7 protein-coding genes are annotated in these 12,848 nt (G+C 59.9%); all 7 read right to left on the bottom strand.

Annotation, left to right across the window (positions count from 1 at the left end):
• Nucleotides 1-26 precede the first annotated feature (26 nt).
• Entirely contained in the window at nucleotides 27-1,232 is a 1,206-nt protein-coding gene (locus tag AAE484_RS04220; RefSeq protein ID WP_341937088.1) for a pyridoxal phosphate-dependent aminotransferase, read from the bottom strand.
• Nucleotides 1,233-1,308: 76 nt separating this feature from the next.
• Nucleotides 1,309-2,718 carry an amidase gene (locus AAE484_RS04215; RefSeq protein ID WP_341937087.1) on the bottom strand — a complete coding sequence of 470 codons (1,410 nt, stop codon included), beginning with the start codon at nucleotides 2,716-2,718 and terminating at the stop codon, nucleotides 1,309-1,311.
• Nucleotides 2,719-2,741: 23 nt separating this feature from the next.
• The gene (locus AAE484_RS04210; RefSeq protein ID WP_341937085.1) at nucleotides 2,742-3,698 is read right to left on the bottom strand and encodes a D-2-hydroxyacid dehydrogenase; all 957 of its coding nucleotides are present in this window, start codon (nucleotides 3,696-3,698) and stop codon (nucleotides 2,742-2,744) included.
• On the bottom strand, nucleotides 3,695-4,954 hold the full coding sequence (locus AAE484_RS04205; protein ID WP_341937084.1) for an aspartate aminotransferase family protein: 1,260 nt from the start codon (nucleotides 4,952-4,954) through the stop codon (nucleotides 3,695-3,697). The genes AAE484_RS04210 and AAE484_RS04205 overlap by 4 nt, the downstream gene beginning before the upstream one ends.
• A 45-nt stretch (nucleotides 4,955-4,999) precedes the next feature.
• Complete coding sequence (locus AAE484_RS04200; protein WP_341937083.1) at nucleotides 5,000-6,157, bottom strand: isocitrate/isopropylmalate dehydrogenase family protein; 1,158 nt, start codon at nucleotides 6,155-6,157, stop codon at nucleotides 5,000-5,002.
• 6 nt (nucleotides 6,158-6,163) lie between these two features.
• Nucleotides 6,164-7,624, bottom strand: coding sequence for an NAD-dependent succinate-semialdehyde dehydrogenase (locus AAE484_RS04195; protein WP_341937082.1), 1,461 nt, complete (start codon nucleotides 7,622-7,624; stop codon nucleotides 6,164-6,166).
• A gap of 199 nt (nucleotides 7,625-7,823) precedes the next feature.
• A complete protein-coding gene (locus AAE484_RS04190) occupies nucleotides 7,824-12,725 on the bottom strand; it encodes an NAD-glutamate dehydrogenase (protein ID WP_341937081.1) in 4,902 nt (1,633 codons plus the stop codon).
• Nucleotides 12,726-12,848 lie beyond the last annotated feature (123 nt).

Below are 12,848 nucleotides of genomic sequence, written 5' to 3'. Positions count from 1 at the left end.
GCTCCACCCGGTCAATCGCCACAGAGTCAATCAAAGTCCTGCTGTTCCATCCAGGGGATGATGCGCTCGAACGCCTTTTCGATATTGTCCATGGAGGTGGAGTAACTCAGGCGCAGGGAGTTGGCACAACTGCTGCCAAAGGTCTCCCCGGGAATGGTGCACACACCGGTCTCCTTCAGCAGACGCAGGGCTACGTTCGTGCCGTTGGCTCCCTCCGGCAGAGAGGGAAACAGGTAAAAAGCGCCTTCCGGTTTATAGCCGGTCAAATGCGGAGTTTTCTCCACCAGCTCGACCAACCGGTCCCGCCGCTTGGTGTATTCCGCCAACATGTAATTGATAAAATCGTTGCTTCCGTGCAACGCCTCAACCCCCGCCCACTGACAGGGCGTATTGGCCACGGTGGTGGTGAACATGTGGTAGCGGCGCAACTTTTTGATCGCGCCCTGACTGCCGATCAGCCAGCCAATACGCATACCGGCCATGCTGTAGGTTTTGGAAAAACTGCTGACCACCATTACGTGGTCCAGGTCAGTGCAGGAGGCCAATACCGAGGGGTAGGTCTGACCGTCGTAAATCAGGTGGTCATACACCTCGTCGCTGATGATCTGAATCCCACGGTAAGCCGCCTCCTCGATAATGATATCCAGGGTTTCCTTCGGGTAAACAGTTCCCGTGGGGTTGCTGGGTGAGTTGAGCACAATGCCGTAGGTGTGGGGCTCAATTGCGTCAATCACTTCGTAGGGGTCGAGCTGGTGGTTGTTCTCCGCCCGGGTGGGAATTTCAGTCACTTCCCCACCATTCATGCGAATCAGCGGAGAATAGAGCATGAACGCCGGGTCGGGCACGATAAAGTGCCGTCCCGGAGCCGACACGGCCGTCAACGCGAGATAGAGCGCTTCGGTGGCCCCGGTGGTGATCATGATATTTTCCGGGCTCAGCGTGCGCTGGTACCGCTCGCCATAATAAATGGCCAGCGATTCCAACAGCTCCGGCAGCCCCGCATCCATGGTGTAGCCGGTCTGGCCGCGCTGCAACGCTTCGGTCGCGGCGTTGATCACATTCTGGGGTGTCGGCAGGTCCGGCTGGCCAATGGACAGATGAACGACATCGTCCAGTGTGGAGGCCAGATTCACCATTTTGCGGATACCCGGAATGGGAATGGTCATGAGCGCCGGATTCCAGATGGGATCTTCGGACTCGTAGAATTCGAAATCCATGTTGCTCAGTGGCATGACAGCACTCCCGTATTACTTCGTGGCGTATTGCTGGGCGACGCGGGGTTACCAGCGTCAATCGTTCTCTTGTCAATCATAGCTGCATCAGACCGGGGCGTCGGTCGGTCAGATCATTCGCCTGTTGGTAGGCATGACCAGCCTGCAGCACCAGGGCGTCATTGAAGCGCGCGCCCACCAGTTGTAACCCGATCGGCAGACCCTGGCTGTCAAATCCGCAGGGCACCGACAGGGCCGGCTGTCCGGTCATATTGAACGGATAGGTAAAGGGTGTCCAGGTCGGCCAACGGGTGTGGGGCCAGTCTTCGGGCACTTCCCGGCCGGTTTTGAAGGCGGTGATCGGAAGCGTCGGAGTCAACAACAGATCGTACTTCTGATGGAAGTGCGCCATGCGCTCGCGCAGCGCCATGGACTCATTTACTGCCCCCATATAATCGAGCATGGTCAAGCGGCTCGCTTTGGTGCCCACTTTGACCAGCTCCGGATCCATCTGGTCCCGTTTGCGGCTGCCCAGCTCACGGATGGCGTTGGCCACGCCGCTGTAGAACAGATGCCCGAACGCCGGCAGTGGATCACTGAAACCGGGATCCACCCGGAAGACTTCCGCTCCCAACTCTCTGAAGACTTCAACCGAAGCCGCCACGGCTTCTTCAACCTCGGGATCGACATCCACATAACCCAGGTTGGGGCTGTAGGCGATTTTCAGGCCCTTGATGCTGCGCCCGAGATTGGCCGTGTAGTCGATGTGGCGCCGCGGAATGGCATAGGTATCCCTGTGATCATTTTCGGACAGGACATTCATCATCAGAGCGCAGTCATCGACGGTCCGGGTCATGGGACCGGGATGCGCCAATGTACCAAAGGGGCTGGCGGGCCAGTGTGGCACTTCACCAAAGGAGGCTTTGAACCCGACGATGCCACAGAAAGAAGCGGGAATGCGAATGGAGCCGCCCGCATCGGTGCCCAGCGCCAGAGGCGCCATCCCCAGCGCGACCGCGACCCCGCTGCCGCCGCTGGAGCCGCCGGCGGTTCGCGCCGGGTCCCAGGGATTATTGGTCACCCCATCGGTGGGATTGTCGGTGACCCCTTTCCAGCCAAACTCGGGCGTTGTGGTCTTGCCGATGGGCACATAACCGTGTCGAGCCAGGGCGGCGGTTGCCGGCGCCGATTTGTCCAGCGTCGATTTGGGATCAACGGTTTTCGAACCTTTGAGGGTGGGCCACATGGGCGTGAGAAACACGTCTTTCACTGCGACAGGCACGCCGTCCAGCAGCCCCTGCGTCTGCCCCTGCTGATAACGTTGCTCCGATTCCCGTGCCAGGGACAGAGTGGTCTCCCGGTCCACCAGACAAAAACCATTGGTCACCGTGTCGACCCGCTCGATCTGATCGAGCATCTCCGTCGCCACGTCCACGGGTGAGAGAGTTTTATCCCGGAACTGCTGAAGCAACTGCACAGCGGTCATTCGCAGAATGTCCTGGTTCATCTAAGGCTTCTCCTCGCTTGTGGTTAACGCCCGACGCGCGCTTTGTCCACTTCGTTTTGCAATGAATCCCCCGCCTGCCAGCGAAGAAAGTTATCGACAAATTGCTCGCCCAGTGCACGGCGCCATCCGATAAAATCCCCCGCCATGTGGGCGGAAATCATCACGTTGGGCCGGTCCCACAAGGGGTGATCTTCGGCCAGCGGCTCCTCTTCGAACACATCCAGCGCGGCGCCCGCGAGCTCACCCTTATCCAGGGCTTCGAGCAACGCCCCTGTTTTTACAATGGGGCCACGACCCACATTGATCAAGTGGGCAGAGGGCTTCATGGCGGCAAAATTGTCGCGATCAAACAACCCCTCCGTGTCCGGGGTGAGTGGTGCGGTAATCACCACATAATCGGCGTGAGGCAGTAGCTGGGCCATATCCTCCTGGGCATGAACCGCGGCAAACCCCTCGATCTCGCGCGCCGTGCGCGCCGTACCGATCACTTCGAGTCCAGCGGCGGAGAGCAATTGCCCCACCGTGGTACCGATCGAGCCCGCCCCGACGATCAGTGCCTGCTGGCCCCGGATCAGTCGGGTTTCCCGATGCTGCCAGCGATGCTGTTTCTGGTAGTGAAGGTTGCCCAGAGTATCCTTGGCGAACATCAATATGGCGCCCAAAACGTACTCGGCAATCCCGCGATTGAACACGCCCCGGGCATTGGTTACCGGGATGTCGCTCTCGGCCAGGGCCGGGAACATGAGTGCGTCCACACCGGCGCTGGTGGCATGGACCCAGCGCACACTGGGTTGCTCGGGCCAGCACTCGGCGAGCATGTCCGAGCGAAAATCGGTCACCACCAGAACCTGCGCCCGGGTCAGCCCGTCACGCAGGCTCGCTTCATCCCGGACATGGGTCACGGTGACCGATTCGGGCAACTTGTCCAGGCCCGGCAGATCTTTTTCATCCGGGGCTGTGAGAATCAGAATTTCAGTCATAGCTCTTCCGCCACTGTCTCCAGAACCTTGTTGAACCGATCGGCCGCATCATCGATCTCCTCGGCGCTCACCACCAGAGGCGGCAGCCAGCGAACGATCTGCCCGGCCGTGCCGCAGCGCAGCAGCAGCAGGCCGCGGTGCTCGGCCGCCTCGGTCAGCTTTTGGGCGATATCGCCACGGGGCCGATCCGGACCGTTGGCGATTTCCATACCCAGCATCAACCCCTTGCCGCGCAGGTCGTCAATCCAGGCATATTCTTTCTTGAACGCATCGAGCCGTTCATACAGTTGCTCACCACGCTTGGCGGCGTTGGCGACCAGATCTTCTTCTTCCACCACATCCATCGTCGCCAGGGCGGCGGCACAGGCGACCGCATTGGCGCCATAGGTGCCGCCCTGGGAGCCCGGCAGCCCCTTGCTCATCAGAGTCTGGGAGGCCGCGATGCCCGACAGCGGGAAGCCACTGGCCAGCCCCTTGGCGGTGATCACGATATCGGGCTGAACGCCAAAGTGTTCCATGCTCCAGAACTTACCCGTGCGCCCGTAACCGGCCTGAATTTCATCGGCGATCAACAGAATATTGTGCTCTTTGCAACGCTGGGCCAGGCCCTGCATAAACGCCTTGTTGGCGGGATAGTAGCCATACTCGCCCTGCACCGGCTCAATGATCATGGCGGCGGTGTCGCTGGGGGCGCTGTGGGTCTTGAGAATTTCGTCCAGCTCACGCAGACAGAAGTCGGTGGCGGTCTGTTCATCCCAACCGTAACGATAGAGATGAGGAAAGGGAGCCACGACCACGCCGGCCATCATGGGATGAAAACCGGTGCGCACCTTGGTGCCAGAGGTCGTCATGGAGGCCGCCGCCATGGTCCGGCCGTGGAAACCGCCGTGAAAGGTCAGGATGTTGGCGCGCCCGGTTGCGTGGCGCGCCAGGCGCAAGGCCATTTCCACCGCTTCGGAGCCAGAATTGGCAAATGCCACCGAATCGATGCCCTTGGGCATTTTCTCCACCAGGCGGTCGGTGAGCTTGAGCATGGGCTCGTGGGTCACGGTGGTGTATTGGGCATGAATGACCTTGCCCACCTGTTCCTGTGCGGCTTTGACGACCCTTGGGTGGCAGTGACCGGTACTGGTCACGCCAATGCCGGAGGTGAAATCCAGGTAGGCCCGATCATTGCTGTCATAGAGCCAGGCGCCCTCGCCTTTTTTGACGTGCACCTTGCTCGACTGTTTCAACAGAGGTGACAGATGGCTCATGGTTGTTGCTCCTTTACTGGTTGATCGGTGTGTTCAACGCATCGGTTAACGCAGGTTATCGATGATTCCCCGCGTGACCTCCCGCGTGGTTCGCGCCCTGGCATCGCCCTGCTGTTGTGCTTGCAAATCTTTGGCCACCGCCGCTCGCAACTGTTCCGCTGGCGCGGAAAAGTCCAGCCACTCCAGCATCATCGCCGCGGTCAACAACATGGCCGAGGGGTTGGCAATCCCCTGTCCAGCGATGTCGGGCGCGCTCCCGTGGGTCGGTTCGAACAGGGCCGGCTGACTTTTGTCATCGGGGTTGATGTTGCAGGAAGGCGCTACACCGAGACCACCGGAGAGTACCGCTGCCAGATCCGTGAGAATATCGCCGTGCAGGTTACTGGCCGCCACCACATCGAACTGCCAGGGGCACTGGACAAACTTCATGCAGGCGGCGTCGACCAGCTCGTGATGTACGCCAATCTCGGGAAATTCCGGCGCCACCTGGTCGAGCACCTCGGTGTACATCTCGCCCCAGTTGGGCTGGGCATTGCGCTTGGTGATCAGGCAGACCTGAGCATTCTGATGCCCGCTGCGAGCACAGCTGTAATCGCGAATCTCGCCCGCTTCATGCCGCGCTTTCAAGCGTTCGGTGGCGCGGCGAAAGGCGTGGCGAATCAACCGTTCGGTCGCGCGGCGGGTAAACACTTCCAGCTGAGTGGCGACCTCATCCACCGTGCCGGGACGCAATCGCCCGCCCTGATTGACGTATTCGCCCTCGCTGTTTTCGCGAATCACCAGCATGTCGACATTCGCGGCGCGCGGGTCGGCCAGATATTGAGGTGCCCCGGGCAGCAACCGCGCCGGCCGCTCGCAGGCCCACAGGTCGAGGCCTTTGCGGAACGTCAGCAGAGGTGCCAGAGAGATTCCATCCGAGAGCCGGTACCGTTTTGGGTCACTGGTAGGCCCCGGGTCCCCCAGAGCGCCCAATAACAGTGCGTCGTAGCCGCGCAGCTGCTCAAGGGCATCGGCCGGCATCATCTCGCCATGCTCCCGATGCCAGGCCGTGCTGGGCCAGGGCAGCGTTTCCCAGCGCAGTGGCAACTGGTGACGCTCCCGCAGCGTCTCGAGCACCGTTTCGGCGGCGTCCATGACCTCCAGTCCGATACCGTCACCGGGCATCAACGCGAGCGTGATTTCCTTGGGTCGAGTCTGTGCCATCGGTGCTTACTCCCCGCCCATGCAGAGGTATTTGATCTCTTCGTACTCTTCCATACCGTGGCGTGAACCCTCACGCCCCAGGCCCGAGGCTTTCATGCCGCCAAAGGGCGCCGTGGCATTGGACACCGCGCCTTCGTTGACGCCGATGATGCCGCTGTCCAGGCCATCGGCGACCCGCCAGACCCGGTGGATATTCTGGCTGTAGTAATAGGCCGCCAGGCCGTAGGGAGTGTCGTTGGCGATGCGGATCGCTTCCTCTTCGGTTTTGAACCGGATGATCCCCGCCAGTGGACCAAAGGTCTCTTCATGACAGAGCTGCATATCCGGGGTAACGTCGGTCAACAACAGGGGTTCGACATAGTTGCCCTTTTTCCCCTCCGGCACCGGCCCGTAAACCCGTTGTGCCCCCTTGCTCATGGCGTCTTCGTAATGCTGGGTCACCTTTTCCACGGCGGCCCGGTTGATCAGGGCCGACTGGTTCACACCCTCTTCAAAGCCGTCACCGACTTTCAGTTTTTTCATGGCGGCGGTCAGCTTCTCGACAAAGGCGTCGTGCACACTGTCCTGCACCAGAAAGCGGTTGGCGCAGACACAGGTCTGGCCCGTGTTGCGGAACTTGGAGGCCATGGCCCCCTCCACCGCTTTATCCAGATCCGCATCGTCAAAGACAATAAAGGGCGCGTTGCCCCCCAGCTCCAGTGACACTTTCTGTATATGCTCGGCGCACTGGGCCATGAGTTTGCCGCCCACGACGGTGGAGCCGGTAAAGCTGAGTTTGCGCACCACCGGGCTGCTGGTGAAAGCCTCGCCGATGGGCCGGGGTTTGCCGGTAATCACATTGAGCACACCGGCCGGGATGCCCGCCTCGGCGCTCAAGTGGGCCAGAGCCAGGGCGGTATAGGGTGTCGCTTCAGCGGGCTTGACGATCATCGAGCAGCCGGCGGCCAGGGCGGCCCCCGCCTTGCGCGTGATCATGGCCGCCGGAAAATTCCAGGGAGTAATGGCCACACTCACGCCGATGGGCTGACGGGTCACCACGATGTGCTGATCCGGTTTGGCACCCGGGATGGTTTCGCCATAGGAGCGCCGTGCCTCCTCGGCAAACCACTTGATAAAAGAGGCGGCGTACTGGACTTCGCCTTTGGACTCGGCCAGAGGCTTGCCCTGCTCAAGGGTCATGAGTTTCCCCAAATCCTCGGTGTTATCCAACATCAACTGATACCAGCGATACAGACACTCGCTGCGCTCATTGGCTGTTTTCTTGCGCCAGACCTGAAACCCCTTGTCCGCTTCGGCGATCGCTCGGGCTGCGTCCTGGGCGTTGCAGTTGGGCACCTGCCCCAGGATATCGCCATTGGCCGGGTTATCCACGTCCAGTGTCTCGCCGCTCTGAGCGCCAACCCACTCACCACCGATATAACAGGCCTGCCGAAAAAGTTTGCTGTTGCTCAGTTTTGGCTGTGTCATTGGATATTCCTCCTGGGGTTCGATACTCATAGGGTGGTGTGCCTGGTAACGCCACAAAACTGTCGCAGGAGCCTCGTTTTGCCTGCAAACGTCGGGCTGTCCGCTCAACCACCGTTGCAACTTACTCTAGCAGACATTGGCCACCACCTGACAAATATGATGTAAAGTTTTGCTTCGAGTTCAATGGAGTTGTCTGCGTTCAACCCGGTTCTCCATACTGGGTTATCTGCACCAGATCCAGCAGCTCCCGCAGGGCAACGGAAAAAATGGCATAGTCACTGCCGCTGCTGTTCTGTACTTCATTCATCATGCCCCGCCAGCGATCCAGCTGAAAGCTCATCAGCACCTGCCACTGTTCAATGACCGACTCGACCGTCTGATCATTTTCCAGCCAGTGACACAGCGCCAACGTCAGACTTCGAAGCTGTGATTCCAGATCATCCAGGTAGGTTTCCCGTGCCATGGCCTGCCAGTAGTTGTCCACCGCCGCCTCGGATATCTGGCGGGCGAAGTCATGCAGCTGCAACTGTTCGTTAAGCTGTAAATACAGATCCGTCACGGTCATCAGGGGTAGCCGGGTCTGGCGTGAGGCTTCGGCAATACTCAGTCCCGAGTAGAGGTGGCCCGGGGCGGCAACCCGTGGTAACAGATCCTCCGGCACACCGGCCACCCGCAACCGCTCGCTCTGCTCGGTCCACTCTTCCAGCGCCCGCCCCTGCAGGTAATCGGGCAACGCCTGCATCACCTCCACAACCAGCGGCGCGAAGTGCTCGATCTCGGTTTGCGGCGTCAGTTGACTGCGACGATTGCGCAAGAACCAACGGGCGGCACGCCGGACACGGCGCATCATGGTTTTCATCAGCTCCATCTGCACCTCCGAGCTGACCACATAGTCGAGCGATTCCAGCGCTCGCCAGGTTTCATCCAGCTGGTAGATGTCGCGGGCGATCACATAGGCCTTGGCCATGTCGCCGGTATTGACGCCGGTCGAGTCGAGCAGTCGCTGGGCAAAGCTCAGGCCCATGGTGTTGACCAGATCGTTGGCCACTTGCGTGGCGACCAACTCTCCCCGCAACCGGTGGCGCTCGATCCACTCGGGAAAATCTTTCTGTAGCGGCTCTGGAAAGGCGCGCAGAGCGAAACGGGCCAGATAGGGATCGTCGGCCACGTCCGCTTCGGCCAGATCATTTTTAAGGATGACCTTGGCGTAAGAGATCAGCACCGACAACTCCGGGCGGGTCAGCCCCTGCCCCTGGGCCTGACGCTCGGCCAGGGTCTCTTCATCGGGCAGAAACTCCAGCTTGCGATCGAGCCGCCCCTGACTCTGCCAGACGCTCATCACCCGCCGGTACTCGGCATTGCGCCGCAATGCATCGGAGGCCGCCACACTGATCGCCTGGGTCTGGCGGTAGTTGTTGTGCAACACCAGCTCGGCCACCTGATCGGTCATCTCCACCAGCCGCTGGTTACGCTGCTTTCCGGTCAGATCACCATTCTCCTGAACTTCGTTCAGCAGTATTTTGATGTTGACCTCGTGGTCAGAACAGTCAACGCCGGCGGCATTGTCGATAAAGTCGGTATTGCAGGCACCGCCATTGAGCGCGTATTCCACCCGACCAAGCTGGGTCATCCCCAGGTTGCCGCCTTCGCCGATGACTTTACAGCGCAGTTGATCACCATCGACCCGAAGGGAGTCGTTGGCCTTGTCGCCCACTTCGGCGTGAGTTTCACTGGAGGCTTTCACATAGGTGCCAATGCCGCCGTTCCAAAGAAGGTCCACCGGCGCCTTGAGCAGTGCGGAAATCAGCTCGGTCGGGGTCAGCTCCCTCTCCTCGATACCGAAGCACTCGCGCATTTGTGGCGAGATTTTTATCGATTTGGCATCGCGGCTGAAAACCCCACCGCCTTTGCTGATCAACTTCCCGTTATAGTCGGCCCAGTTGGTTCCCGGCGTATCGAACAGGCGCTGTCGCTCCTCAAAGCTGCTGGCGGCGTCCGGCGTCGGGTCAATGAAAATGTGCATGTGGTTGAAAGCCGCCACCAGACAGATGTGTTTTGACAACAACATGCCATTGCCAAAGACATCGCCGGCCATATCGCCCACGCCCACCACGGTGAAGTCCTCGTTCTGGATATCCTTTCCCAGCTCCTTGAAGTGTCGCTGCACGGCCACCCAGGCACCGCGCGCAGTGATGCCCATGGCCTTGTGGTCATACCCCTGACTGCCACCGGACGCAAACGCATCGCCCAGCCAGTGGTGATATTCGTTGGATATTTCGTTGGCAATATCAGAGAAGGTGGCGGTCCCCTTGTCGGCCGCCACTACCAGGTAGGGATCGTCTTCGTCCAGACGCACCACCTGCTCCGGCACTTGAATCCGGCCTTCCACCAGATTATCGGTGATGTCCAGAAGCCCGCGGATAAACGTCTGGTAGCAGGCAATCGCTTCCTGCTGCAGTGCTTTGCGGTCGCCCCCACTGGGGGGCCGTTTGCACACAAAACCACCTTTGGCGCCGTTGGGAACAATCACCGCATTTTTGACCTGCTGGGCCTTGACCAGCCCGAGCACTTCGGTGCGGTAGTCCTGCAGACGATCCGACCAACGCAACCCACCGCGCGCCACCTTGCCCGCACGCAGATGGACGCCCTCCATACGCGGCGAGTACACGAATATCTCAAACATCGGGCGGGGCTCGGGGATATCCGCAATCTCCCGGGGCATCAACTTCAACGACAGATAGTTTTTGGCCTGACCCGACGCGTCGGGCTGAAAATAGTTGGTGCGAACACAGCCATCGAGAATGGCCAGGTAGCGGCGGATGATCCGATCCTCATTGAGGTTGCTCACCTGGTCGAGCGCTTTGATGATTTTTGCGCGCAGACGCTCGCCGCGCTCGCGCCGGGTTTTCTCATCACTGCGTGCGCGCGGATCGAAACGCGCCTTGAACAGGGCCACCAGATCGCGGGTGATGCGCACATGACTGGCCAGTGCCGAGGCGATGTACTGCTCGGTAAAGTTGAACAGCGTCTGGCGCATGTAGCAGGCGAGCGCCCGCAACAAAACGACCTCGCGCCAGCTCAGGCGCGCGCCCAGTACCAGGCGATTGAACGCATCACTCTCGGCCTCCTGGCGCCAGACCGCCGAGAAGGCCTCCTGGAAGTTATTGCGCACCGAAGCCACGTCCAACTTGTCACTGAGGTCGTGACTCAAGTGGAAGTTGTGCATCCACACGGATTTTTCATCCGCCGTCACAATCTCGTAGGGGTGCTCGGCCACCACCCGAAGTCCGAGGTGTTCGAGCACCGGAATCACATCGGACAACTCCATGGGGCGGTTGCGCCGGAACACTTTGAAGCGCAGCGCCCGGTCATCGACGTTGGGCGGTTGATAAAAGCTCAGCGCCAGCTCACCGTTGCCCCCGAGTGCCTCCATCTGGTCAATGTCCTGGACCGCCGAACGGGCATCGAAGTGATCCCGGTAGCCGGACGGAAAGGCGTCCTGATACTGCTCGAGCAACAACACCGCGCGCTCCTCGCCCTTGGCTTCGGTGAGCGCCTCCAGCAATTGATCCTCCCAGGAGCGGGTGATTTCAATAATCTGCGCCTCGAGCTGCTCGACATCGTAATCGCGCGCCACCTCCGGATCGACGCGGAACACCAGATGCACCCGGGCGAGGATGGATTCCGAAAAATAGGTGTTGAAGTCGACCTCATGGGCACCGAGTGCTTTGCCCAGAAGCGACTGGATGCGCATGCGAATGCGGGTGGTAAACAGATCCCGGGGCACATAGATGAGGCAGTTGATGAACTTCCCGAACACATCCTGACGCACAAACAGGCGCACGCGATAGCGCTCATTGATGCGCGCCACACCGGTGGTGATTTCGTACAACTGGGAGGTACTGCTCTGAAAGAGTTCATCACGGGGGAAGGTTTCCAGGATCTGGCGCAGCGCCTTGCCGTCATGACTCGCCGGGTCCAGCCCCGACCGTTCAAACACTTCACCGACCTTCTCCCGGATCAGCGGAATCTGATAGGGGCTCAGCGTATAGACCGCCGAGGTATAGAGCCCCAGAAACCGTGCTTCACCGCAGAACTCGCCCTGGTCGTCAAAGCGCTTCACTACCACATAATCAGAGTACGCCTGGCGATGAACACGCGAACGCCCGGGTGATTTGGAAAAGGCAATGAGCTTGGGCGACAGATGAAACTGCAGCGTACCGGCGCTATCATCATCCAGCACCTTGCGGTCGGGTTCGGTCTCGTCCAGACGAAACAGACCCAGGCGCTTGTCGGCGTTTTCCTTCAGAACCCGGGTGCCGTTTTCGCTGACAATGTCATACTCGACATATCCCATGAAGGTGAAGTGGTTATCCCGCAACCAGGCGAGGAAGGCCTGGCTTTCGTTGATTTTGCTATCCATCGGCGGGTGGGTCGCATGGGTCAGCTGAGCCTCAGCGGTTTCGGCTTCGGCCAATAACGGATGGTAGTCATTCACCACCACCTTGACCTGGTTGAGCACCACTTGCAGTGAACGGCGTATATCCCTCAGAACCCCGCTGTCGGTATGCAGGCGAATCTCCATGTAAATCAGGGCTTCTCTGCTGAGCCCGGGGTCATCGGTGCGCCCACAGGCGGCCTCGGTATCCGTCTCGCACCCGGCGGCCTCCAGGCGATTCAGCTGCCCTTTTGCGTTCCGCTCCACAGCGATGACCGTACTCTTGATGCTGTGAATGGCAATGTTGCGCCGGTTGAGTTCGATGCGGATGGAATCCACCAGGAAGGGCATGTCGGCGTGCTTGACCAGCAACACTGTGTGCGGGCACAGCCAGCCATCCTCTTCCAGGTTGGGATTGAACAGGCGTATCGAGGGCGCGCCGGGGGTATGGTCTTCGAGCAGGCGCCAGGCGCTGTAAACCGCGCCGAACACGTCCTGAATCGGGCGGCCCACCCATTCCTCCAGAGGCAATCGCGCAAAAAACGTTCGACGGAAGACTTCCCAGTGCGTAAAGTCAGATTCAGTGATGAGGTCACGCCCCAATCGGTCCAGGTCCGCAAACAACCCCTGAAGATCGTCGGCGTCCACCAGTCGTCTTTCCATGCATTCCTCCCGATCAATGGTCATTTTCTCTGAAGTACTATTCAGTGTGGGCCCGACATCTGTAAATGTCGAGCTTGAAAAAACAGGGAACTGACTCCACTAAGATGAGTCTACTGCGCAGCT

The sequence above is a fragment of the Marinimicrobium sp. C2-29 genome (genome assembly GCF_038419845.1).
Lineage (GTDB): Bacteria > Pseudomonadota > Gammaproteobacteria > Pseudomonadales > Cellvibrionaceae > Marinimicrobium.
This window is presented reverse-complemented; position numbering and strand designations above follow the sequence as displayed.

What these genes read in the sequence shown, in the direction of transcription:
- AAE484_RS04220 (WP_341937088.1), bottom strand. Translation starts at nt 1,232, where the DNA reads ATGCCACTGAGCAACATGGATTTCGAATTCTACGAGTCCGAAGATCCC.
- AAE484_RS04215 (WP_341937087.1), bottom strand. Translation starts at nt 2,718, where the DNA reads ATGAACCAGGACATTCTGCGAATGACCGCTGTGCAGTTGCTTCAGCAG.
- AAE484_RS04210 (WP_341937085.1), bottom strand. Translation starts at nt 3,698, where the DNA reads ATGACTGAAATTCTGATTCTCACAGCCCCGGATGAAAAAGATCTGCCG.
- AAE484_RS04205 (WP_341937084.1), bottom strand. Translation starts at nt 4,954, where the DNA reads ATGAGCCATCTGTCACCTCTGTTGAAACAGTCGAGCAAGGTGCACGTC.
- AAE484_RS04200 (WP_341937083.1), bottom strand. Translation starts at nt 6,157, where the DNA reads ATGGCACAGACTCGACCCAAGGAAATCACGCTCGCGTTGATGCCCGGT.
- AAE484_RS04195 (WP_341937082.1), bottom strand. Translation starts at nt 7,624, where the DNA reads ATGACACAGCCAAAACTGAGCAACAGCAAACTTTTTCGGCAGGCCTGT.
- AAE484_RS04190 (WP_341937081.1), bottom strand. Translation starts at nt 12,725, where the DNA reads ATGGAAAGACGACTGGTGGACGCCGACGATCTTCAGGGGTTGTTTGCG.